The sequence below is a fragment of the Janthinobacterium sp. PLB04 genome (assembly GCF_021165895.1).
GTDB lineage: Bacteria > Pseudomonadota > Gammaproteobacteria > Burkholderiales > Burkholderiaceae_D > Janthinobacterium > Janthinobacterium lividum.
In genome coordinates this window covers 4,836,159-4,857,093 of the sequence record NZ_CP088968.1, presented here as the reverse complement: position 1 = coordinate 4,857,093, position 20,935 = coordinate 4,836,159, and the positions used below count along the sequence as shown (strand labels likewise).

Sequence of the window (20,935 nt, the reverse complement as noted above, 5' to 3'; positions counted from 1 at the left end):
CGGTAGCGTCGCCAGTCTTCAGCCAGCCAGGAGCAGCCATGAACACCAGCAACCGACTCATCATTTTTGACACCACCTTGCGCGACGGCGAGCAATCGCCGGGCGCCTCCATGACGCGCGAGGAAAAGCTGCGCATCGCCAAGCAGCTCGAACGCATGAAGGTCGACGTGATCGAAGCGGGCTTCGCCGCTGCCTCGCAGGGCGATTTCGAGTCGATACGGGCGATAGCCGGCGCCGTGCGCGAGTCCACCATCTGTTCGCTGTCGCGCGCCAACGACCGCGACATCGCCCGCGCCGCCGAAGCCCTGCAGCCGGCCGAGCGCAAGCGCATCCACACCTTCATCGCCACGTCGCCCCTGCACATGCAGATGAAGCTGCGCATGACGCCCGAGGAAGTCTTGCTGCAGGCACAGAACGCCGTGCGCTTTGCCCGCCAGTTCACGGACGACATCGAATTCAGCCCCGAAGACGGCAGCCGCTCCGACGAGGATTTCCTGTGCCGTGTGCTGGAAGCCGTGATCGCCGAGGGCGCCACCACCATCAATTTCCCCGACACGGTCGGTTACGCCGTGCCGGAGATCTTCGGCAATACCATCAAGCGCTTGCGCGAACGCATACCGAACTCCGACAAAGCCATCTGGTCCGTGCATTGTCATAACGACCTGGGCCTGGCTGTCGCCAATTCGCTGGCCGGCGTCATGATCGGCGGCGCGCGGCAGATCGAGTGTACCGTCAATGGCCTCGGCGAGCGGGCCGGCAATACGGCGCTGGAAGAAGTGGTGATGGCGCTGCGCACGCGCGCCGCCTATTACAACTTGACGGTGGGCATCGATACGACGCAGATCGTGGCCGCATCCAAGATGGTGTCGCAAATCACGGGCTTTGCCGTGCAGCCGAACAAGGCCGTCGTCGGCGCGAACGCCTTTGCGCACGCGTCCGGCATCCACCAGGATGGCATCTTGAAGGCGCGCGAGACGTATGAAATCATGCGCGCCGAAGACGTGGGCTGGACGGCCAACAAGATCGTCCTCGGCAAGCTGTCGGGCCGCAATGCCTTCAAGCAGCGGCTGCACGAGCTGGGCATCGCGCTGGAATCGGAAGCGGACATCAACGCCGCCTTCATCCGCTTCAAGGAACTGGCGGACCGGAAATCCGAGATCTTCGACGAAGACATCATGGCTCTCGTCAGCGAAGAACAGCAGGCGCAGGAAAGTGAGCACTACCGTTTCATTTCACTGACGCAGCAGTCGACGACGGGCGCCGTGCCGCATGCGCGCGTGGAATTTCTCGTCGGCGGCAAGCAACTGAGTTGCGAAGGGCGGGGCGACGGCCCCGTCGACGCCACCGTCAACGCCATCGAAAGCGCGGCCGCCAGCGGCGCGGAGCTGGTCTTGTTTTCCGTCAATGCCATCAGCACGGGCACGCAGTCGCAGGGTGAAGTCACCATGCGCCTGTCGCGCGACGGGCGCATCGTCAATGGCGTGGGCGCCGACCCGGACATCATCGTCGCCTCGGCCAAGGCGTATCTGTCGGCCTTGAACAAGCTGCATGCAAAGGATGAACGTATCGACCCGCAGCCGTAGGCAGTACGCCTGATCAAACCTACTGCGCGTCGCGCTTTGCAGCCGGTGATGCTCACCGTGCTTCAGCACGGCTGCGCTTCTCGGCCCAAAGGGGGCGCCGAGCCTCACTGCCGCTCGCTACGGTTTTATCAGGCGTCGTTACGCTGGTAATGTTCTACCAGAAAAAGCGCCGCTCTTCCTTGGCCGGATCGGGCCCGTTCATCATCATGCGCACGATGCCGTCGTGGTCGAAGTGCACGTGCATCATGGAATCCCAGACGCCCGATTCCTTGTAGCGGTAGGACCAGACGTGCAGTTTCGGCAGCGACAGGTACGATGTTTCCGTCGGGCGGCCCAGGGTATGCAGCACGTCTTGCTGGGTCGATACGCCCACCTTGATACGGGCAAAGCCCGGCGTGTCGAGCACTTGCTCGTAGGAAATTAGCTTGTCATCGGGGCCGAAGCGGGCCATGTACGTGTACTGGCCGTACGGTCCCGTCGCGTATTCCAGTTCAGGCCCGGTGGGCAATTGATAGATATTCGTCGGCCGGCCCAGGCGCGCTTCCACGGCGGCGCGCGGTTCGCCCGGCTGGGGCGGCGGGGCGTTCCAGCTGGCGCAGCCGGCCAGTGCGGCAAACAGCAGCGGTGTTGCTGATTTGAGCAGTTTTTTCATGTTTGACCTCCTGAAATGCAGGAAAATCCTATCATGCACCGAGAAAAGGCCGCACGGCAGGATACAGGCGGGCTTTTTTCCGATATACTTGCGCGTCTGGTTGGAAGCATAGGCCAGTATTTTAATAATCGTAGTTCACGGTGGATAGGGTTCAGACTCTGTGCACCGCATGTGAAAGGTTTATCATGACAGTAGAAAACATCAACAAAGCCGCTATCATCGCGGACAACGCACGTGGTCAAAACGACACCGGCTCCCCTGAAGTGCAAGTTGCACTGCTGACAGCTCGCATCAACGAACTGAACGGCCACTTCAAAGCCCACTCGAAAGATCACCACTCCCGCCGCGGCCTGATCATGATGGTCAACCGTCGTAAGAGCCTGTTGTCCTACCTGAAGGCTAAAGACGCTACCCGTTATCGCGACCTGATCGCTAAACTTGGTCTGCGCAAGTAATTTTTGCCGTACAAGGTTTATACAGAAATGCCTGCGCCAGTTCGCTGACGCGGGCATTTTGTCATTTGAATTCCGGATTTATATCGAGAAGTACAGTATTCTCTCCCGATATCATGTTTTAAAAGTAAAGTAGCAAAGGTGGCAACAAGTAAAGGCAGCATTTTTACGCCGCCTGTGGTGAGGTGAACGACAGCCCCTGAAAATCTGTCGGCAATTAGAAAAGGGATACCCCATGTTTAACAAAGTTACGAAAACCTTCCAGTACGGTCAACACCAAGTGACCCTGGAAACCGGCGAAATCGCACGTCAGGCATCCGGCGCAGTGCTGGTGTCGATCGAAGATACCGTCGTTCTGGCAACGGTAGTGGCACGCAAAGATGCCAAGCCAGGCCAGGATTTCTTCCCTTTGACGGTTGATTATGTCGAAAAAACCTATGCTGCCGGTAAAATCCCGGGCGGTTTTTTCAAGCGCGAAGGCCGTCCTTCCGAAAAAGAAACACTGACATCCCGTTTGATCGACCGTCCTATCCGTCCGCTGTTCCCGGAAGGCTACCTGAATGAAGTGCAAGTCATCATTCACGTGTTGTCGGTCAACCCTGAAATCGATCCGGACATCGCCGCCATGATCGGCGCCTCGGCCGCCCTGTGCGTATCGGGCGTGCCTTTCAACGGTCCTATCGGCGCAGCGCGCGTCGGTTACGCCAATGGCCAGTACATCCTGAACCCGACCGTCCAGCAGCTGAAAACGTCGGAAATGGACCTGGTTGTCGCCGGTACCGAAACGGCTGTGCTGATGGTCGAATCGGAAGCGAAACAGCTGTCCGAAGAAATCATGCTGGGCGCCGTGGTCTTCGGCCACGACCAGATGAAAGTCGTCATCGACGCGATTCACGACCTGGTGCGTGACGGCGGCAAGCCGGAAGTGGAATGGGCGCCTGCGCCGAAAAACGAAGCACTGATCGCCCGCGTCGCGCATTTTGCCAACGCCAAGATCAATGACGCGTATCAAACCAAGGACAAGCAAGAGCGTACGGCCAAGCTGAAAGCGGCGACGTCGGAAGTGATCGCCGACCTGTCGGCCGAAGCGGCTGCCGCCGGCGGCGCGTCCATCGACAGCGCCGAAGTCAACAACATCCTGTTCGACATCGAAGCGAAAATCGTGCGTACGCAGATCCTGGACGGCGAGCCACGCATCGACGGCCGCGACACGCGCACCGTGCGTCCGATCTCGATCCGCACCAGCGTGCTGCCACGCACCCACGGTTCGGCCCTGTTCACGCGCGGCGAAACGCAAGCGCTGGTCGTGGCGACGTTGGGCACCGCCCGCGACAGCCAGAAGATCGATGCGCTGATGGGCGAGTTCACCGATTCGTTCATGCTGCATTACAACATGCCTCCGTTCGCCACCGGCGAAACGGGCCGCGTCGGTACGCCAAAACGCCGTGAAATCGGCCACGGCCGCCTGGCAAAGCGCGCGCTGATCGCCGCCCTGCCAGCAGCTGAAGAGTTCAGCTACTCGGTGCGCCTGGTGTCGGAAATCACGGAATCGAACGGTTCCTCGTCGATGGCATCGGTGTGCGGCGGCTGCCTGGCACTGATGGACGCCGGCGTGCCGATGAAGGAACACGTGGCCGGTATCGCCATGGGCCTGATCAAGGAAGGCGGCAAGTTTGCCGTGCTGTCCGACATCCTGGGCGACGAAGATCACCTGGGCGACATGGACTTCAAGGTAGCCGGTACCCGCAACGGTATCACGGCGCTGCAGATGGACATCAAGATCATGGGCATCACCAAGGAAATCATGCAAGTGGCACTGGCGCAAGCCAAGGAAGGCCGCGAGCACATCCTGGGCGAAATGCAAAAAGCCATGCCGCACGTCAAAACCGAACTGTCCGATTTCGCACCGCGTCTGATCACCATCAAGATCAACCCGGAAAAAATCCGTGACGTGATCGGCAAGGGCGGCGCCGTGATCCGCGCGCTGACCGAAGAGACGGGCACCCAGATCGACATCAGCGACGAAGGCGTGGTCACCATCGCTTCCGTCGACGCCGCTGCCGGCCAGGAAGCCAAGCGCCGCATCGAAGAACTGACCGCTTCCGTCGAAGTGGGCAAGACCTACGAAGGCACCGTGCTGAAACTGCTGGACTTCGGCGCCATCGTGCAAGTCATGCCAGGCAAAGACGGCTTGCTGCACATCTCGCAGATCGCCAACGAGCGCGTCAACGCCGTGGCCGACTACCTGAAAGAAGGCCAGCTGGTGCGTGTAAAAGTGCTGGAAACGGACGACCGCGGCCGCCTGAAACTGTCGATGAAAGCTGCCGAAGGCAACGAAGCGCCAGCCGCTTGATGTCCTTCAGGTACGCCTGAGTGCGGCTTCAGCCGCATGCTCAAAAACCGCCGGCGCGCAAGCCCTGGCGGTTTTTTTATGCGCTGCGTTTGCGCTGTATCGAAGGCGTGTGCCGCCTTGCCCGCCTGTCTGCACCGGCCTTGATCCAGCGCGTATCGGCCGCCGCCGCGCCTTGTAGATTCGGAGTGGGATCTTCCCCTGAACGAGTCTTCCAAGGAGATGCAGCATGCGCACATACTGCGGGCTGGCCGCCGCCTTTCTGCTTGCCGTCGTGCCCGGTGTCCGGGCACAGCTGGACAATGCACCCACGCCGGTGCCGCTGCCAATTCCCATCGCCGCCGCGTCCGCGGCCATGCCGGCGCAAGACCTCGACGCCTTGCGCGCCGTGCATGCGCGCGAAATCAATGACCTCAGCACCTTCAAGACGGCGGGCTTGCAGCGCGAAGCGATCGATCCCTACCTGGACAGCGCACCGGGCCGGCAATTCCTGCGCGAACTGCGCGCCGCCGATCCAGCCGCCCCGGCCGAGACGATTTACGCGCGCGCTGTCGAGCAGCTCGCTTCCGGCAGTACCTTGCCAGATTTGCAAGCCATGTCGGCCGCGCTGGTAAAAATCGTGCCGCATGGCCAGAATGTGTCGCCGTACTCGCCATACTTCACTACCAGCGCGCAATTGCAGCTGGCGTCGGGCCGTTGCGCCAGCCTGGCCGACTGTTTCGGCTTGCCCTTGAAGAGCGAGGCGCCGCTGTATGATGTGTATCAGATCATGCCCAAGGGCACTGTCAACGTGTTCGTCAGCCAGGTGGCACCGACGCAAGAGCTGGGCGGGCTGGTACGGCGCAAGGGCGGGGCGCAGCAGTATCTATTGCCCAACCGCAGCCTGTGGTCGGCCCCCGTGCTGATCGGCACGATCAAGAATTAAGGAGAGATGATGGATCAACAGCGTTTGCAAGCCCATGCCGCCGAACTGGAGCAATTGCTGGCCCGGCTGGCGCCTAACGATGGGGAGGTGGCCGACCTGCGCAGCGCGCTGGAACCGCTGCTGGCCCTGGCGGGCAGCGGGGCCTTGAGCGCGCCGCTGCCGTGGGGCGATATCCCCGGCGGGCGCTACTTTACGGAAGGCGGCTTGCGCCAGTACCCTGAACTGGAGCAGGCATTTGCCCGGTTCCGCATCGAAGCGACGGGTGGTGAATCGCCGGCCCTGCGCAAGCTGCGCGGCGAGCTGTAATTAATATATGGTATCAATTGTTGTTTATGGGTAATTGACTGTCAGTATTGCTTGACGACAAAATCTTATTCATCGACCATGGCGCATCCCTCCCGATTTTCTCTTTTTTATTGGATGCACCATGTTGTCCTCCCTTAAGGCGCGGCTGATCGCCATCGCCGTTTCCATCGTCGTGCTGGCCATGCTGGCCGTTGCCATCGCCAATTTTTTCACTACGCGCTCAAGCACCCTGGCCGCGCTCGACACGCAGATGCTGCAGTTGTCGCACAGCCATGCCGCGGCCATCGCCGAATGGCTGCGTTCCAAGCAAGCCGTCGTGGGCTCACTCAAGCAGGGCGCCACGGCGGCCGATCCGCTGCCGGCCCTGAAGGCGGCCGAACAGGCGGGCACGTTTGACATGGCGTATATCGGCTTTGCCGACAAGCACGCCGTCTTTTCGCAAGAGCGCAAGCGCGCCGCAGACTATGATCCCACGGCGCGGCCCTGGTACAAGCTGGCGTCCGAAGCGGGCGGCCCCGTCATTACGGCGCCGTATATCGGCGCCAGCACGGGCAAGCTGGTGGTGACGTTTGCCGAGCCGCTGGGCGGCAAGGGCAGCGTCACGGGCGTGCTGGCGGCCGACGTGATGATGGATGCCGTGGTGCAAAACGTCGCATCGATCAAGCCGACGGCATCCAGCTATGCCTTCCTCGTCGATGGCGGCGGCAAGATCATCGCCCACCCGGACGGCAAGCTGACCTTGAAGCCCCTGGCCGAACTCGATCCGGGCCTGAGCGCGCAGGCGCTGGCCGATATTGAAAAGAGCGGCGATGGCGCCGCCATCCGCCTGGGCGAGCGTGACGGCATCTTGCATGTAAGTAAGGTGCCGGGCAGTGACTGGTTGCTTGCCACCGTGCTCGACCGGGCAGAGTCGACGCAAGCATTGACTTCCATGCTGCGCGCCTCGGCCTTGACGGCCTTGCTGGTGCTGGCCCTGGCCGCCACGGTATTGAGCGCGCTGGTGGCGCGCGCCTTGCGCCGCCTGGGCCTGGTGCGCGATGCGATGGAAGCGATCGCCACGGGCGACGGCGACCTGACCAGCCGCCTCGACGCGGAAGGCTCGGATGAGCTGGCGCAGATCGCCAAGGCGTTTAACTTGTTTGTCGAAAAGATCGCCACCGTGCTGGTGCAGATCCGCAGCATCAGCACCCTGGTGCGCAGCGAATCGGCCGATATTGCCGCCGGCAATGCCGACCTGTCCTCGCGCACGGAAGCGCAGGCGGGCGCGCTGGAAGAAACAGCCAGTTCGATGGATGAGCTGACCTCGACCGTCAAGCAGAATGCGGAAAACGCGCATGCGGCCAATGAGCTGGCTGTATCCGCCTCGGAAGTGGCGGCCAAGGGTGGCCGCGTGGTGCAGCAAGTGGTCGGCACCATGGCCGGCATCCAGGAAAGTTCGCGCAAGATCGTCGACATCATCGGCGTCATCGACGGCATCGCCTTCCAGACGAATATCCTGGCCCTGAACGCGGCCGTCGAGGCGGCGCGCGCGGGCGAGCAGGGCAGGGGCTTTGCCGTGGTGGCGTCCGAAGTGCGCAACCTGGCGCAACGCTCCGCTGGCGCGGCCAAGGAAATCAAGGAATTGATCGGCGATTCGGTGGAAAAAGTGGATGCCGGCGGCCGCCTCGTCGATGAAGCAGGCCAGACCATGGATCAGGTGGTGGCGTCGGTGCAGCAATTGACCACCATCATGAGCGAGATCACGGTGGCCAGCCGCGAGCAGAGCGCCGGCATCGGCGAAATCAATACGGCCGTCACGCACATGGATACCATGACGCAGCAAAACGCGGCCCTTGTCGAGCAGGCGGCCGCCGCCGCGGAAAGCCTGCAGGAGCAGGCCGTGGACCTGGCGCAAGCCGTCGGCATGTTCCGCCTGGGCGATGCGCCTGCTGCGGCACTGGCGCCCGTGACGCGCCTCAAGGCCAGGCCTGTTGCCCCCGCGCCGCGCGCGCCGGCCCGCGCGCTGTCGCCGGCCAGGCCCGTTAAGGCAGCCAAGTCCGGCGCTGACGAGTGGGAAGAGTTTTAAGCGCGCAGCAGTAAATCGACGTTTATCCGCGTTTTTGTCAGGCCAGCCTGCCAAAAGCGCAGTTCGTCGCAATCGGCGTGTCTGCCGGGAGCGGTATGGCTATAGTGATCACATACCGCAAGCCCACTGCCAGACACCCGAGGAGAACAACATGAACGTCGCTAAAAACATGGAAGTCATTGCCGTTGCCGCCGCCATCCTGGTCAGCGCCAGCTGCTACGCCATCGCCTCGGCCGCTCCGGCCCTGCAAGTGGCCAGCTCCACCGCCACCCTGGCCGCGCCAGCGGGCAAGACTGCCATGCACGTGGTGGTCGTCAAGGCCAAGCGCCTGAACGCCGCCGAAAAAGCCCGTTTCTCATAATTGATTGTCAGCAATTTTTGCTGCTGCTACAGTGGCAGCCAGTGGTAATGCGCGGGAGCTCCACGAGGGCGCCGCGGCACATAAAAACAAGATACCGAGGATGCATTACATGAAAAAGACACTGCAACTGGCGCTGCTGTTCCTGGCGACTCTGGGCCTGGTGCGCGGCGCGGCCGCCGAGACCCGCTTGCTGGAAATGCGCAACGTCGACGCCCGCGTGGTGCGCGTCAAGCTCGATGGCGTGATGGAAGTGCGCATTCGCCAGGGCAATGTGCCTTCCCTGAGCATCACGGCCGACAAGCGCTATATCGCCGATGTCAGCACGGCGCAAAGCGGCGATACCCTGCACATCGAAACGGAAGTGCGCGGCTTCAAGATCGGCCCTTCCTCGATCCGCGCCGACCTGGTCTTGCCGAATTTGCGCGAACTGAGCTCGGAAGGTTTTGGCAGCACGGACATCACGGGTTTCAAGGGCGAGGAACTGACCCTGTCGCTGGAAGGGGCGGGCAGCATCAAGCTGGTGGGCGATTACCGCAAGCTCAATGCCAGCCTGGGCGGCGTGGGCAGCATGCAGATATGGATAGGTAACAATGAGCGGGCCGAGCTGGACTTGCAGGGCGCCGGCTCGGTGGTACTGGGCGGACGCGGGCGGCTCCTGAAAGCCAGCCTGGGTGGCCTGGGCAGCCTGAATGCGCAGCAGTTTGAAGCGGACGCCGTCAACCTGGAATTGAGCGGCCTCGGCAACGCCACGGTGAATGCCCATACGAATGCCAAGCTGAACTTGAGCGGGCTCGGTTCGGTGGTGGTGTACGGCAAGCCGGTCAACCGCGATGTCAGCGTCGAAGGCCTGGGCAAAGTTAGCTGGAAGTAAAAGCATCCTGCCGCAGGCCTTTTGGCAGGACAAGAATAAGTAGTCAGACCACATCCCATTCCGATGAAAAAACTGATCATTACATTACTCATGCTGTTGACGATACAGCTACCCGCGCGGGCTGGCTTCGCCGAAGGCGCCAGCGCCTACAACAACAAGAATTACGCGCTCGCCTACAAGGAAATATTGCCACTGGCTAAAACCGGTAGCGCCGATGCCCAGCACTTGCTGGGCTTGATGTATTACATGGGACGGGGCTTGCCGCAGGATTACAAGCAAGCCATGTTCTGGCACCGCAAGGCGGCCGAGCAGGGCAAGGCCGACGCCCAGTATGTGGTGGGCGCCATGTATTACACGGGCAACGCCGTGCTGCAAGACCATAAGCAGGCCGTCGGCTGGTTCCGCAAGGCGGCCGAGCAGAACCATGCCGAGGCGCAGCAGGTGCTGGGCCTGATGTACCGCTACCACATGGGCGGCGTGCAGCAGGATAATGTCATCGCCTACATGCTGTGGAACCTGGCGGCCGCGAATGGCAACGCGAATGCGGCCGACCAGCGCGCCGCCGTGGTGCGCAAGATGACGCATGAGCAAGTCGAGGAAGGGCAAGCCCTGTCGGCGAAATGGAAGCCGGGTACGCCATTGCCGCGGCAGTCGAAGACGGGCGGCGCCTAAGGGGGAGCGGTGCCCTGCAAGGGCTGGCGGCTTGGCGTACAATCGCCGTTTTCCTTTGAGAGAGTCCCGCCATGCGTGCAGTTGCCATCAGCCAGCCAGGTCCCGCCGACGTTTTGCAGATCGCCGAACGTCCCATGCCGCAATATAAGGCGGGCGAACTGCTGATCAAGGTGCACGCGGCCGGCATCAACCGTCCCGACGTGCTGCAGCGCCTGGGCAAATACGCGCCGCCAGCCGGCGCGTCGGACTTGCCGGGCCTGGAAGTGGCGGGCGAGGTCGTCGATGGCGATTTCAGCAACACCGCATTCAAGAAGGGCGACCTGGTCTGCGCACTGGTGCAGGGCGGCGGCTATGCCGAATACTGCGCCGCGCCCGCCGGCCAGTGCCTGCCTTTGCCGCAAGGCTTGACGGCGCTAGAAGGCGCGTCCCTGCCCGAGAATTTCTTTACCGTCTGGAGCAATGTCTTCGACCGCTGCGCGCTGGCTGATGGCGAAACGTTATTGGTGCAGGGCGGCACGTCCGGCATCGGCGTGACGGCCATCCAGCTGGCGGCCGCGCTCGGTCACCGCGTGTTTGCCACGGCGGGCAGCGACGAGAAGGCGCGCGCCTGCGAGGCGCTGGGCGCCGAGCGGGGCATCAATTACCGCACGGAAGATTTCGTTACCGTCGTCAAGGAATTGACCGGTGGCAAAGGCGTCGACGTCATCCTCGACATGGTGGGCGGCGACTACCTGCCGCGCGAAATCGATTGCCTGGCCGACGATGGCCGCATCGGCCTGATCGCCGTGCAGGGCGGCACCAAGGCGGAACTGGACCTGGGTAGCTTGCTGCGCCGCCGCCTGACGGTGACGGGTTCCACCCTGCGTCCCCGTTCCGTCGCCTTCAAGGCGGCCATCGCCAACCACCTGCGCGCGACCGTCTGGCCGCTGATCGAGGCAGGCAAGATCAAGCCCGTGATCTATCAAACTTTCCCATTGGAAAAGGCCAACGAGGCGCATGCCTTGATGGAAGCGAGCACGCACGTGGGCAAGATCATGTTGCAAGTTGCCTGAAACGGGGCACTGCCTGTTTGACCGGCATCGGTGCCGGAGTTAGAATGACGGGTTATTAGAATTTAGGCTACTATGCGTCGCAAACTCGTCGTCGGAAATTGGAAAATGAACGGCAGTCGCACCTCGAACGCGGTGTTATTGTCTGAAATAGTTGCTGGCCTGGCTGCCTCTGGCGCCGCCAGCGCCGTCTGTGTGCCTGCGCCGTATCTGGCGCAGTGCCAGGCGCAATTGGCAGGCACGGCTCTTGGCTGGGGCGCGCAGGATGTGTCCGCGCATGCCGGCGGCGCCTACACGGGGGAAATCTCGACCGCCATGCTGCAGGATTTTGGCTGCAGCTATGTGGTGATCGGGCATTCCGAGCGCCGCGCCTACCATGGCGAGAGCGATGCGCAAGTGGCGGCCAAGACGGTTGCCGCGCTGGCGGCAGGCATCACGCCTATCGTCTGCATCGGCGAAACGCTGGCGCAGCGCGAAGCGGGCCAGACCAATGCCGTCGTGGCGCAGCAGCTGGGCGCCGTGCTGGCGGCGATTTCCGCCGACGACGTGGCGAAACTGGTGCTGGCCTATGAGCCAGTCTGGGCCATCGGCACGGGCAAGACCGCCACGCCGCAAATGGCGCAGGACGTGCATCAGGTATTGCGCGCCCAGTTGGTGGCAAAGAATGCGGTAGCGGCCGCCGGCGTGCAAATCCTGTACGGCGGCAGCATGAAGCCGGAGAACGCAAAAGAATTGATGGCGATGCCGGATATCGATGGCGGTCTGATCGGTGGAGCAGCATTGAAGGCGGCGGATTTCCTGGCAATTATTCACGCCGCTGATTGAATTAATTTAAACTAAGAATGGAATTGCAATGAACATGATGTTCAATCTGGTAGTGGTAGTACAGGTTATTTCGGCATTGTCGATTATCGCGCTGGTGTTGCTGCAGCACGGCAAGGGCGCCGACATGGGCGCCGCCTTCGGTTCGGGCGCCTCGGGCAGCCTGTTCGGTGCGACGGGTTCGTCGAACTTCATGTCGAAATCGACGGGTGTTGCCGCCGCGATCTTCTTCGGCGCCACCCTGGCCCTGTCGCTGATGGCCAATCAGCGCGCCACCACGGTCGGCGGCGGCGTGATGGATAAAGTCGTCAAGCCAGTGCCGGTCACCGGCGCGGGCGCGATCCCGACGACGGTGCCAGCAGCCCCTGCGGCACCAGCGGTCAGCGCTCCAGCGGCGGCGGCACCGGTTGCCAGCACTCCAGCCGGCGCGATTCCGAAGTAATTCTGTATTCACTCGATGCCTCATCGAGAGTAATTCTCATTACGGGCAGATTATTGCTCAATGTTTTAGCAGTGCGGCAGGAAAAAATCGTGGCGCGCTGGAAGATGTAAAAATTTATCGTTTTTATCTGTGTTTTGATGCATTTGTGCATTAACTTTAGCGGCAAAGCAGAGTAGAATACGGGCCTTACCGCCGACGTGGTGAAATTGGTAGACACGCTATCTTGAGGGGGTAGTGGCGAAAGCTGTACGAGTTCGAGTCTCGTCGTCGGCACCAGAAATCAGAAGCCAGCAACGGCGCACGAGCCATGGCTCGTACAAAGTTGCTGGCTTTTTTTACGAGGATGTGTCGTTCGATCCTGGTCTTAGCTTTGATTGGGGTCGTGCGTTAGATACGCTGCAAATGATCGCAGCGTCCTCATTTAACCGATCGTTCAATATAAGCTCATCAATCGTGAACCTCGAAAATTACTTCCCCGTCCTGCTGTTTATTATTATCGGCCTTGGTGTCGGTATCGCTCCCCAGCTCCTGGGGCGCCTGTTAGGTCCTAACAAGCCTGACGCAGCAAAACTCTCCCCGTACGAATGTGGCTTTGAAGCATTCGAAGACGCGCGCATGAAATTTGATGTGCGCTACTATCTGGTCGCAATCCTGTTTATTTTGTTCGATCTGGAAACGGCATTCTTTTTCCCATGGGGCGTTGCAATGCGCGACCTGGGCTGGGCCGGTTTCGTCACGATGATGGTGTTCATCGCTGAATTCGTGGTCGGATTTTGGTACATTTGGAAGAAAGGTGCCCTTGACTGGGAATAAGCCATGGCTATTGAAGGCGTATTAAGCGAAGGTTTCATCACCACCTCGGCCGACAAGCTGATCAACTGGGCGCGCACCGGGTCTATGTTCCCGATGACGTTCGGTCTGGCCTGCTGTGCGGTCGAAATGATGCATGTGGGCGCAGCCCGCTACGATATGGACCGTTTCGGCGTCGTGTTTCGTCCGTCGCCGCGTCAGTCCGACGTCATGATCGTTGCCGGCACCCTGTGCAACAAGATGGCGCCGGCCCTGCGCAAGGTCTACGACCAGATGGCAGAGCCACGCTGGGTCATCTCGATGGGTTCCTGCGCCAATGGCGGCGGGTACTACCATTACTCCTATTCCGTGGTGCGCGGTTGCGACCGCATCGTGCCCGTCGACGTGTATGTGCCTGGCTGTCCTCCGACCGCTGAAGCCTTGCTGTACGGCATCATGCAGTTGCAGAACAAGATCAAGCGTACCAGCACGATCGCACGCTAACGGGGCCGCTTCAGATTATGACAACACATTTAGAAGTATTGCAAAACGCCCTCGGCACTGCCCTGGGCGATCGCGTTAGCACGACGGTTGCGCTGGGCGAAGTCACCCTGGTCGTCAAGGCCGAGGACTACCTGGCCGTGATGCAGACCTTGCGCGACGATCCGACCCTGCATTTCGAGCAGCTGCTCGACCTGTGCGGTGTCGACTACTCGACCTATGGCGACGGTAGCTGGGATGGTCTGCGTTTCGCGGCCGTGTCGCACTTGCTGTCGGTCAAGCACAACTGGCGCGTGCGCGTGCGCGTGTTCGCACCGGACGACGACATGCCGCTGCTGCCTTCCGTGGTGGGCATCTGGCGTGCCGTCAACTGGTACGAGCGCGAAGCATTCGACCTGCTGGGCATTCTCTTCGAAGGCCACAACGACTTGCGCCGCCTGCTGACCGACTACGGTTTCATCGGCCATCCGTTCCGCAAGGATTTCCCCGTCTCCGGCTATGTCGAGATGCGCTACGATCCGGAACAAAAGCGCGTGATTTACCAGCCCGTGACGATCGAGCCGCGGGAAAACGTGCCGCGCGTGATCCGCGAAGAACATTACGGGATGAAATAATGGCTGAGATTAAGAACTACACCCTGAACTTTGGGCCGCAGCATCCGGCCGCGCACGGTGTGCTGCGCCTGGTGCTGGAGATGGATGGCGAAGTCATCCAGCGCGCCGACCCGCATATCGGCCTGCTGCACCGCGCCACCGAAAAGCTGGCAGAACAGAAGACCTACCTGCAATCCGTGCCGTACATGGACCGTCTCGACTATGTGTCGATGATGTGCAATGAACATGCGTACGTGATGGCCATCGAAAAGATGCTGGGCCTGGAAGTACCGCTGCGCGCGCAATACATCCGCGTCATGTTCGACGAGATGACGCGCATCCTGAATCACCTGATGTGGCTCGGCACCCACGCGCTGGACGTTGGCGCCATGGGCCCGTTCCTGTATTGCTTCCGCGACCGCGAAGACTTGTTCGACGCCTACGAGGCAGTGTCGGGCGCGCGCATGCACGCAGCCTACTACCGTCCGGGCGGCGTGTACCGCGACCTGCCGGACGCGATGCCGCAGCACAAGGCGTCGATCATCCGCAACGCCAAGGCCATCGGCAAGCTGAATGAAAACCGCCAGGGTTCGCTGCTGGACTTCATCGAAGACTTCGCGCGCCGTTTCCCGAACTCCGTGGACGAGTACGAAACCCTGCTGACCGACAACCGTATCTGGAAACAGCGTACCGTCGGCATCGGCGTGGTCTCGCCGGAAGATGCGCTGGCCATGGGCTTTACGGGCGCCATGCTGCGCGGCTCGGGCGTGCAGTGGGACTTGCGCAAGAAACAGCCGTACGAAGTGTACGACTTGATGGATTTCGACATTCCTATCGGCACCAACGGCGATTGCTACGACCGCTACCTGGTCCGCGTGGAAGAGCTGCGCCAGTCGAACCGCATCATCAAGCAATGCGTGGAGTGGCTGCGCAACAATGAAGGTCCTGTCATGACCAGCAACCGCAAGGTGGCGCCTCCGGGCCGCGTCGACATGAAGACCAACATGGAATCGCTGATTCACCACTTCAAGCTGTTTACGGAAGGTTTCCACGTGCCGCCAGGCGAGGCCTACAGCGCCGTGGAGCATCCGAAGGGCGAGTTCGGCGTGTACCTGGTGTCCGATGGCGCCAACAAGCCGTACCGCATGAAACTGCGCGCGCCAGACTACGCCCACTTGCAGTCGCTCGACGAGATGGCGCGTGGGCACATGCTTGCCGACGCCGTGACCATCATCGGGACGCAAGATATCGTGTTCGGCAGTATTGACCGCTAAGAGGCAAAAAGTATGTTGTTATCAGAGCAATGTTATAAGAAAATTGACCGTGAGTTGGCCAAGTACCCGGCCGACCAGCGTCAATCCGCCGTCATGGCCGCGCTGGCCCATGCCCAGGATGAACTGGGCTGGCTGGCACCGGAAACCATGAAGGAACTGGCCGATTACATCGGCATGCCGGCGATTGCCGTGCAGGAAGTGGCCACGTTCTACAATATGTACAACGTGAAACCCGTGGGCAAGCACAAGATCACCGTGTGCACCAACCTGCCATGCGCCCTGTCGGGCGGCGTGCGCGCTGCAGACTACCTGAAGCAGAAGCTGGGTATCGATTTCCGCGAAACCACCCCTGACGGCCAGTTCACCCTGGTTGAAGGCGAGTGCATGGGTGCGTGCGGCGATGCGCCTGTCTTGCTGGTCAGCAATAAAACCATGTGCAGCTGGATGTCGAACGAGAAGATCGACGCCATGCTGGAGGAACTCAAGAAATGACGTCACTCCACAACCGCCATATCGATCCATTGATCCTGAAGGATCTGGATGGCAAGAACTGGCATTTGCAAGATTATGTGAACCGCGGCGGCTACAGTGCCCTGCGGCGTATCCTGGAAGAGAAAATCACGCCGGAACAGATCATCGCCGACCTCAAGGCTTCGTCCTTGCGCGGCCGTGGCGGCGCGGGTTTCCCTACCGGCTTGAAGTGGAGCTTCATGCCGCGCCAGTTCCCGGGTCAAAAATACCTCGTCTGCAATACAGATGAAGGCGAACCGGGCACTTTCAAGGACCGCGACATCATTCGTTACAATCCCCATGCGCTGATCGAAGGCATGGCCATTGGCGCTTACGCGATGGGCATCACCGTGGGTTACAACTACATCCACGGCGAGATCTTCCAGGAATACCTGCGTTTCGAAGAAGCGCTGGAAGAGGCGCGCGCCGCCGGTTTCCTGGGCGACAAGATCATGGGCAGCGAGTTCTCGTTCCAGTTGCATGCGCACCATGGTTATGGCGCCTACATCTGCGGCGAAGAAACGGCCCTGCTCGAATCGCTGGAAGGCAAGAAAGGCCAGCCGCGCTTCAAGCCGCCTTTCCCTGCCTCGTTTGGCCTGTACGGCAAGCCGACGACGATCAACAACACGGAAACGTTCGCGGCCGTGCCTTTCGTGCTGAACATCGGTCCAGAGAAATACCTGGCGATGGGCAAGCCGAACAACGGCGGTTCGAAGATCTTCTCGATCTCGGGCGACGTGGAAAAACCGGGCAACTACGAAGTGCCGCTCGGCACCCCGTTTGCGACCCTGCTGGAACTGGCAGGCGGCATGCGCGGTGGTAAAAAGATCAAGGCCGTGATCCCTGGCGGTTCGTCCGCTCCGGTGATCCGCGGCGACATCATGATGCAGACCGACCTGGACTACGACTCGATCGCGAAAGCCGGTTCGATGTTGGGTTCGGGCGCCGTCATCGTGATGGACGAAACACGCTGCATGGTAAAGGCGCTGGAACGCCTGTCCTACTTCTACTTTGAAGAATCGTGCGGCCAGTGTACGCCTTGCCGTGAAGGCACAGGCTGGATGTACCGCATGGTGCACCGCATCGAGCAGGGGCAGGGTCGTCCAGACGACCTGGACATGCTCAACTCGATCGCCGACAACATCCAGGGCCGCACCATTTGCGCGCTGGGCGATGCGGCTGCCATGCCGGTACGGGCCTTCATTAAGAATTTCCGTGAAGAATTTGAATATCATATCGAGCACAAGCATTGCTTAGTGCCCGCATATATCTAAGCTGCGTCAGGTAACGATCACCATGGTTGAAATCGAAATAGACGGCAAAAAAGTCGAAGTCCCTGCTGGTAGCATGGTGATGGACGCCGCCAACAAATTGGGAACCTACATTCCGCACTTCTGCTATCACAAGAAATTGTCGATCGCAGCGAACTGCCGCATGTGCCTGGTCGAAGTGGAAAAGGCGCCCAAGCCTTTGCCCGCTTGTGCGACCCCGGTCAGTGCCGGCATGATCGTGCGCTCTGCCAGCGATAAAGCTGTGCAGGCGCAAAAGTCGGTCATGGAATTCTTGCTGATTAACCACCCGCTCGATTGCCCTATCTGCGATCAGGGCGGCGAATGCCAGTTGCAAGACTTGGCAGTGGGTTACGGCAAGAGCGAATCGCGCTACAAGGAAGACAAGCGCGTCGTGCAGCCGAAGGAAGCCGGTCCGCTGGTGTCCATGCAAGAAATGTCGCGCTGCATCCAGTGCACCCGCTGCGTACGCTTTGGCCAGGAAGTGGCTGGCGTGATGGAGCTGGGCATGATCGGCCGCGGCGAACACTCGGAAATCGTGTCCTTCGTCGGCCAGACGGTCGACTCCGAACTGTCGGGCAACATGATCGACCTGTGCCCGGTCGGCGCACTGACCTCGAAGCCGTTCCGCTACAGCGCCCGTACGTGGGAACTGTCGCGCCGCAAATCGGTCAGCCCGCATGACGGCCTGGGCGCGAACCTGATCGTGCAAGTGAAAGCTGGCAAGGTCAAGCGCGTATTGCCGCTGGAAAACGAAGCCGTCAACGAGTGCTGGATCTCGGACAAGGACCGTTTCTCGTACGAAGCGCTGGACAGCGCCGAACGCCTGACGTCCCCGATGCTGAAACAAGGCAACGAGTGGAAAGAAGTCGATTGGCAAACGGCGCTGGAATACGTGGCGCACGGCCTGAAAAACATCAAGCACGAGCATGGCGCTGACGCCATCGCCGCGCTGGCAACGCCGCATTCGACCGTCGAAGAGCTGGTACTGCTGCAAAAAGTGGTCAACGGTCTCGGTTCCGAGAACGTCGACTTCCGCCTGCGCCAGACCGACTTCGCGCTGGACGCCGGCGTCAAGCCATGGCTGGGTATGCCGATCAACGAATTTGGCCAGATCAAGCGCGCCTTCGTCATCGGCTCGTTCCTGCGCAAGGACCACCCATTGCTGGCCACGCGTTTGCGCGCGTCCGTCAAGGGCGGCGCCAAGCTGTCGATCCTGCACGCCTCCGACGATGACCAGCTGATCACCATCGCCAACAAGATGATCGTCGCGCCTAGCGATTGGCTGGCGGCCTTGTCGGAAGTGGTCGTCGCCGTTGCCAAAGCCAAAGAAATCGCCGCGCCAGCCGGTTTTGAAGCGATCGCCGCTTCGGACGTGGCCGTTGCGATTGCCGCCAGCCTGATGGCTGGCGACCACGGCGCCGTACTGCTGGGTAACGCGGCAACGCAACACCCGCAAGCGTCGCAATTGCATGCTGCCGCGCAATGGATCGCCGAACAGACGGGCGCCAAGCTCGGCTACCTGACGGAAGCGGCCAACACGGTTGGCGCGCACCTGGTCGCCAAGCCGCGCGCCAATGTGCAAGCTGCCTTTGCCGCGCCGAAAAAAGCCTACGTGCTGCTGCACGCCGAGCCGGAACTCGACGCTGCCAATCCACAAGCGGCCCGCGCCGCCCTGGATGGCGCCGACATGGTCGTGGCGATGTCGGCCTTCAAGCACGGCATGGATTACGCCGATGTCTTGCTGCCGATCGCTCCGTTCGCTGAAACCTCGGGCACCTTCGTCAACTGCGAAGGCCGCGCGCAAAGCTTCAACGGCACCGTGAAACCCCTGGCGGAAACCCGTCCAGCCTGGAAAGTGCTGCGCGTCCTGGGCAACATCCTGGGCCTGGCCGGTTTCGACTACGACACTTCCGAAGCAATCCGCGACGAAGCGTTTGGCGCCGGCGTGACCGATCTGTCGGCACAGCTGAACAACATCGCCAAGAACGCGCCGGAAGCGGCAAGCTACGCACCGGCTTCGCCTGCGCTGCAACGCATCGCCGACGTGCCGATCTACTTCGCCGACGCGCTCGTGCGCCGCTCCGAACCGCTGCTGCGCACGGTCGATGGCGCCGCACCGCAAGCGCACCTGTCCCTGGCGCTGGCTGACAAGCTGGGCATCAAGGCGGGCGACAAGGTCAAAGTGGCGCAAGGCTCCGGCAGCGCCATCCTGGTGGCGGCACTCCATGCCGGCCTGCCAGCCAATGTGGTGAAAGTGTCGGCGGCGCATGCCTCGACGGCTAGCCTGGGCGGCATGTTCGGTGACATCACAGTTGAAACAGCAGAGGGGAAAATCTGATGGCTCTGCCTGAATTTGTAAACGTCATCAACAGCAGCGGCCAGGATTTGCTGGGCGGCTCGTGGCCGTTCTTCTGGACCCTGATCAAGATCCTGTGCGTGCTGCTGCCGCTGATGGGCCTGGTTGCCTACCTGACCTTGTGGGAACGCAAGCTGATCGGCTGGATCCAGATCCGCGTCGGCCCGAACCGCGTGGGTCCGCTGGGCTTGCTGCAGCCGATCGCCGATGCACTGAAACTCTTGTTCAAAGAGATCATCATCCCGTCCAAGGCCGCCAAGGGCCTGTTCGTGATCGGCCCGATCATGACCATCATGCCGGCCCTGGCCGCCTGGTCGGTCGTGCCGTTCGGCCCGCAAGCCGTGCTGGCCAACGTCAACGCAGGCTTGCTGATGCTGCTGGCGATCACCTCGATGGAAGTCTACGGCATCATCATCGCCGGCTGGGCCTCGAACTCGAAGTACTCGTTCATGGGCGCCATGCGCGCTTCGGCACAGATGATTTCGTATGAAATCCCGATGGGCTTCGTGATGGTCATCGTGCTGATGGTGTCGGGCAGCCTGAACTTCATCGACATCGTCAGCGGCCAGCAAATCGGCTTCTTCGCCGACAAGGGCGTGAACTTCCTGTCGTGGAACTGGCTGCCGCTGCTGCCGATGTTCGTCATCTACCTGGTGTCGGGCCTGGCTGAAGCCAACCGTCACCCGTTCGACGTCGTCGAAGGCGAGTCGGAAATCGTCGCCGGCCACATGGTTGAATATTCGGGCATGGCCTACGCCATGTTCATGCTGGCCGAATACGCCAACATGATCCTGATCGGCGCGCTGGCTTCGATCATGTTCCTCGGTGGCTGGTCCGCACCATTTGCTTTCCTTGAGTTCTGGGGTGGTTTCGGCGGCTTCTTCTGGCTGTTCGCCAAGACCTTCTTCATCGTGTCGGTGTTCATCTGGGTGCGCGGTACTTTCCCACGCTACCGTTATGACCAGATCATGCGCCTCGGCTGGAAAGTGTTTATCCCGTTGACGCTGGTCTACCTGGTCTTCGTCGCTGCCTGGATGCAGACATCCTGGAATATTTGGAAGTAAGAGAGT

Annotated in this window: 21 protein-coding genes and 1 tRNA gene; 21 read left to right on the top strand and 1 reads right to left on the bottom strand. The window is 61.0% G+C overall.

Annotation, left to right across the window (positions count from 1 at the left end; all coding sequences use genetic code 11):
• Window positions 1-38 precede the first annotated feature (38 nt).
• Complete coding sequence (locus LSO07_RS21420; protein WP_099394253.1) at window positions 39-1,583, top strand: 2-isopropylmalate synthase; 1,545 nt, start codon at window positions 39-41, stop codon at window positions 1,581-1,583.
• Window positions 1,584-1,737: 154 nt separating this feature from the next.
• Here LSO07_RS21420 and bamE read toward each other — a convergent pair whose 3' ends face one another.
• Window positions 1,738-2,235, bottom strand: a complete 498-nt coding sequence (gene bamE / locus LSO07_RS21415; RefSeq protein ID WP_092606134.1) for an outer membrane protein assembly factor BamE domain-containing protein — start codon at window positions 2,233-2,235, stop codon at window positions 1,738-1,740.
• Window positions 2,236-2,420: 185 nt separating this feature from the next.
• On the opposite strand from bamE, the gene rpsO reads away from it, so the two are divergent.
• The 20 genes from rpsO to nuoH all read left to right on the top strand — a co-directional run bounded on the left by rpsO (window position 2,421) and on the right by nuoH (window position 20,929).
• Window positions 2,421-2,690 (top strand): 30S ribosomal protein S15, encoded by a 270-nt coding sequence (gene rpsO / locus LSO07_RS21410; RefSeq protein WP_010399743.1) that lies wholly within the window; start codon window positions 2,421-2,423, stop codon window positions 2,688-2,690.
• A gap of 232 nt (window positions 2,691-2,922) precedes the next feature.
• Window positions 2,923-5,040, top strand: a complete 2,118-nt coding sequence (pnp, locus tag LSO07_RS21405) for a polyribonucleotide nucleotidyltransferase (RefSeq protein WP_010399742.1) — start codon at window positions 2,923-2,925, stop codon at window positions 5,038-5,040.
• Window positions 5,041-5,266: 226 nt separating this feature from the next.
• The gene (locus LSO07_RS21400; RefSeq protein ID WP_151096515.1) at window positions 5,267-5,962 is read left to right on the top strand and encodes a hypothetical protein; all 696 of its coding nucleotides are present in this window, start codon (window positions 5,267-5,269) and stop codon (window positions 5,960-5,962) included.
• A gap of 9 nt (window positions 5,963-5,971) precedes the next feature.
• A complete protein-coding gene (locus tag LSO07_RS21395) occupies window positions 5,972-6,268 on the top strand; it encodes a hypothetical protein (RefSeq protein ID WP_034779541.1) in 297 nt (98 codons plus the stop codon).
• A 121-nt stretch (window positions 6,269-6,389) separates the two neighbouring features.
• Window positions 6,390-8,333, top strand: coding sequence for a methyl-accepting chemotaxis protein (locus LSO07_RS21390; protein ID WP_191909749.1), 1,944 nt, complete (start codon window positions 6,390-6,392; stop codon window positions 8,331-8,333).
• Between the two features lie 151 nt (window positions 8,334-8,484).
• The gene (locus LSO07_RS21385) at window positions 8,485-8,694 is read left to right on the top strand and encodes a hypothetical protein (RefSeq protein WP_151096513.1); all 210 of its coding nucleotides are present in this window, start codon (window positions 8,485-8,487) and stop codon (window positions 8,692-8,694) included.
• A gap of 109 nt (window positions 8,695-8,803) precedes the next feature.
• On the top strand, window positions 8,804-9,565 hold the full coding sequence (locus LSO07_RS21380) for a GIN domain-containing protein (protein WP_034779536.1): 762 nt from the start codon (window positions 8,804-8,806) through the stop codon (window positions 9,563-9,565).
• Between the two features lie 63 nt (window positions 9,566-9,628).
• A complete protein-coding gene (locus LSO07_RS21375; protein WP_070255624.1) occupies window positions 9,629-10,237 on the top strand; it encodes a tetratricopeptide repeat protein in 609 nt (202 codons plus the stop codon).
• Window positions 10,238-10,308: 71 nt separating this feature from the next.
• Window positions 10,309-11,289: an NAD(P)H-quinone oxidoreductase gene (locus LSO07_RS21370; protein ID WP_151096512.1), complete on the top strand. Its 981-nt coding sequence runs from the start codon at window positions 10,309-10,311 to the stop codon at window positions 11,287-11,289.
• A 72-nt stretch (window positions 11,290-11,361) separates the two neighbouring features.
• Complete coding sequence (gene tpiA / locus LSO07_RS21365; RefSeq protein ID WP_151096511.1) at window positions 11,362-12,111, top strand: triose-phosphate isomerase; 750 nt, start codon at window positions 11,362-11,364, stop codon at window positions 12,109-12,111.
• Between the two features lie 28 nt (window positions 12,112-12,139).
• On the top strand, window positions 12,140-12,550 hold the full coding sequence (secG, locus tag LSO07_RS21360; RefSeq protein WP_151096510.1) for a preprotein translocase subunit SecG: 411 nt from the start codon (window positions 12,140-12,142) through the stop codon (window positions 12,548-12,550).
• A 191-nt stretch (window positions 12,551-12,741) separates the two neighbouring features.
• A tRNA-Leu gene (locus LSO07_RS21355) sits at window positions 12,742-12,826 on the top strand.
• A gap of 177 nt (window positions 12,827-13,003) precedes the next feature.
• A complete protein-coding gene (locus LSO07_RS21350) occupies window positions 13,004-13,363 on the top strand; it encodes an NADH-quinone oxidoreductase subunit A (protein WP_010399734.1) in 360 nt (119 codons plus the stop codon).
• Window positions 13,364-13,366: 3 nt separating this feature from the next.
• The gene (locus LSO07_RS21345; RefSeq protein WP_010399733.1) at window positions 13,367-13,843 is read left to right on the top strand and encodes a NuoB/complex I 20 kDa subunit family protein; all 477 of its coding nucleotides are present in this window, start codon (window positions 13,367-13,369) and stop codon (window positions 13,841-13,843) included.
• Between the two features lie 17 nt (window positions 13,844-13,860).
• A complete protein-coding gene (locus tag LSO07_RS21340) occupies window positions 13,861-14,454 on the top strand; it encodes an NADH-quinone oxidoreductase subunit C (RefSeq protein WP_034779526.1) in 594 nt (197 codons plus the stop codon).
• Window positions 14,454-15,707 (top strand): NADH-quinone oxidoreductase subunit D, encoded by a 1,254-nt coding sequence (locus tag LSO07_RS21335; protein WP_034749992.1) that lies wholly within the window; start codon window positions 14,454-14,456, stop codon window positions 15,705-15,707. Before LSO07_RS21340 ends, LSO07_RS21335 begins: the two co-directional genes overlap by 1 nt.
• Window positions 15,708-15,719: 12 nt before the next feature.
• On the top strand, window positions 15,720-16,199 hold the full coding sequence (gene nuoE, locus LSO07_RS21330) for an NADH-quinone oxidoreductase subunit NuoE (protein ID WP_034779513.1): 480 nt from the start codon (window positions 15,720-15,722) through the stop codon (window positions 16,197-16,199).
• On the top strand, window positions 16,196-17,491 hold the full coding sequence (nuoF, locus tag LSO07_RS21325; RefSeq protein ID WP_010399729.1) for an NADH-quinone oxidoreductase subunit NuoF: 1,296 nt from the start codon (window positions 16,196-16,198) through the stop codon (window positions 17,489-17,491). Before nuoE ends, nuoF begins: the two co-directional genes overlap by 4 nt.
• A 22-nt stretch (window positions 17,492-17,513) precedes the next feature.
• Entirely contained in the window at window positions 17,514-19,847 is a 2,334-nt protein-coding gene (gene nuoG / locus LSO07_RS21320) for an NADH-quinone oxidoreductase subunit NuoG (RefSeq protein ID WP_034779512.1), read from the top strand.
• Window positions 19,847-20,929 (top strand): NADH-quinone oxidoreductase subunit NuoH, encoded by a 1,083-nt coding sequence (nuoH, locus tag LSO07_RS21315; protein WP_070255609.1) that lies wholly within the window; start codon window positions 19,847-19,849, stop codon window positions 20,927-20,929. The genes nuoG and nuoH overlap by 1 nt, the downstream gene beginning before the upstream one ends.
• Window positions 20,930-20,935 lie beyond the last annotated feature (6 nt).

What these genes read in the sequence shown, in the direction of transcription:
- LSO07_RS21420 (WP_099394253.1), top strand. Translation starts at nt 39, where the DNA reads ATGAACACCAGCAACCGACTCATCATTTTTGACACCACCTTGCGCGAC.
- bamE (WP_092606134.1), bottom strand. Translation starts at nt 2,235, where the DNA reads ATGAAAAAACTGCTCAAATCAGCAACACCGCTGCTGTTTGCCGCACTG.
- rpsO (WP_010399743.1), top strand. Translation starts at nt 2,421, where the DNA reads ATGACAGTAGAAAACATCAACAAAGCCGCTATCATCGCGGACAACGCA.
- pnp (WP_010399742.1), top strand. Translation starts at nt 2,923, where the DNA reads ATGTTTAACAAAGTTACGAAAACCTTCCAGTACGGTCAACACCAAGTG.
- LSO07_RS21400 (WP_151096515.1), top strand. Translation starts at nt 5,267, where the DNA reads ATGCGCACATACTGCGGGCTGGCCGCCGCCTTTCTGCTTGCCGTCGTG.
- LSO07_RS21395 (WP_034779541.1), top strand. Translation starts at nt 5,972, where the DNA reads ATGGATCAACAGCGTTTGCAAGCCCATGCCGCCGAACTGGAGCAATTG.
- LSO07_RS21390 (WP_191909749.1), top strand. Translation starts at nt 6,390, where the DNA reads ATGTTGTCCTCCCTTAAGGCGCGGCTGATCGCCATCGCCGTTTCCATC.
- LSO07_RS21385 (WP_151096513.1), top strand. Translation starts at nt 8,485, where the DNA reads ATGAACGTCGCTAAAAACATGGAAGTCATTGCCGTTGCCGCCGCCATC.
- LSO07_RS21380 (WP_034779536.1), top strand. Translation starts at nt 8,804, where the DNA reads ATGAAAAAGACACTGCAACTGGCGCTGCTGTTCCTGGCGACTCTGGGC.
- LSO07_RS21375 (WP_070255624.1), top strand. Translation starts at nt 9,629, where the DNA reads ATGAAAAAACTGATCATTACATTACTCATGCTGTTGACGATACAGCTA.
- LSO07_RS21370 (WP_151096512.1), top strand. Translation starts at nt 10,309, where the DNA reads ATGCGTGCAGTTGCCATCAGCCAGCCAGGTCCCGCCGACGTTTTGCAG.
- tpiA (WP_151096511.1), top strand. Translation starts at nt 11,362, where the DNA reads ATGCGTCGCAAACTCGTCGTCGGAAATTGGAAAATGAACGGCAGTCGC.
- secG (WP_151096510.1), top strand. Translation starts at nt 12,140, where the DNA reads ATGAACATGATGTTCAATCTGGTAGTGGTAGTACAGGTTATTTCGGCA.
- LSO07_RS21345 (WP_010399733.1), top strand. Translation starts at nt 13,367, where the DNA reads ATGGCTATTGAAGGCGTATTAAGCGAAGGTTTCATCACCACCTCGGCC.
- LSO07_RS21340 (WP_034779526.1), top strand. Translation starts at nt 13,861, where the DNA reads ATGACAACACATTTAGAAGTATTGCAAAACGCCCTCGGCACTGCCCTG.
- LSO07_RS21335 (WP_034749992.1), top strand. Translation starts at nt 14,454, where the DNA reads ATGGCTGAGATTAAGAACTACACCCTGAACTTTGGGCCGCAGCATCCG.
- nuoE (WP_034779513.1), top strand. Translation starts at nt 15,720, where the DNA reads ATGTTGTTATCAGAGCAATGTTATAAGAAAATTGACCGTGAGTTGGCC.
- nuoF (WP_010399729.1), top strand. Translation starts at nt 16,196, where the DNA reads ATGACGTCACTCCACAACCGCCATATCGATCCATTGATCCTGAAGGAT.
- nuoG (WP_034779512.1), top strand. Translation starts at nt 17,514, where the DNA reads ATGGTTGAAATCGAAATAGACGGCAAAAAAGTCGAAGTCCCTGCTGGT.
- nuoH (WP_070255609.1), top strand. Translation starts at nt 19,847, where the DNA reads ATGGCTCTGCCTGAATTTGTAAACGTCATCAACAGCAGCGGCCAGGAT.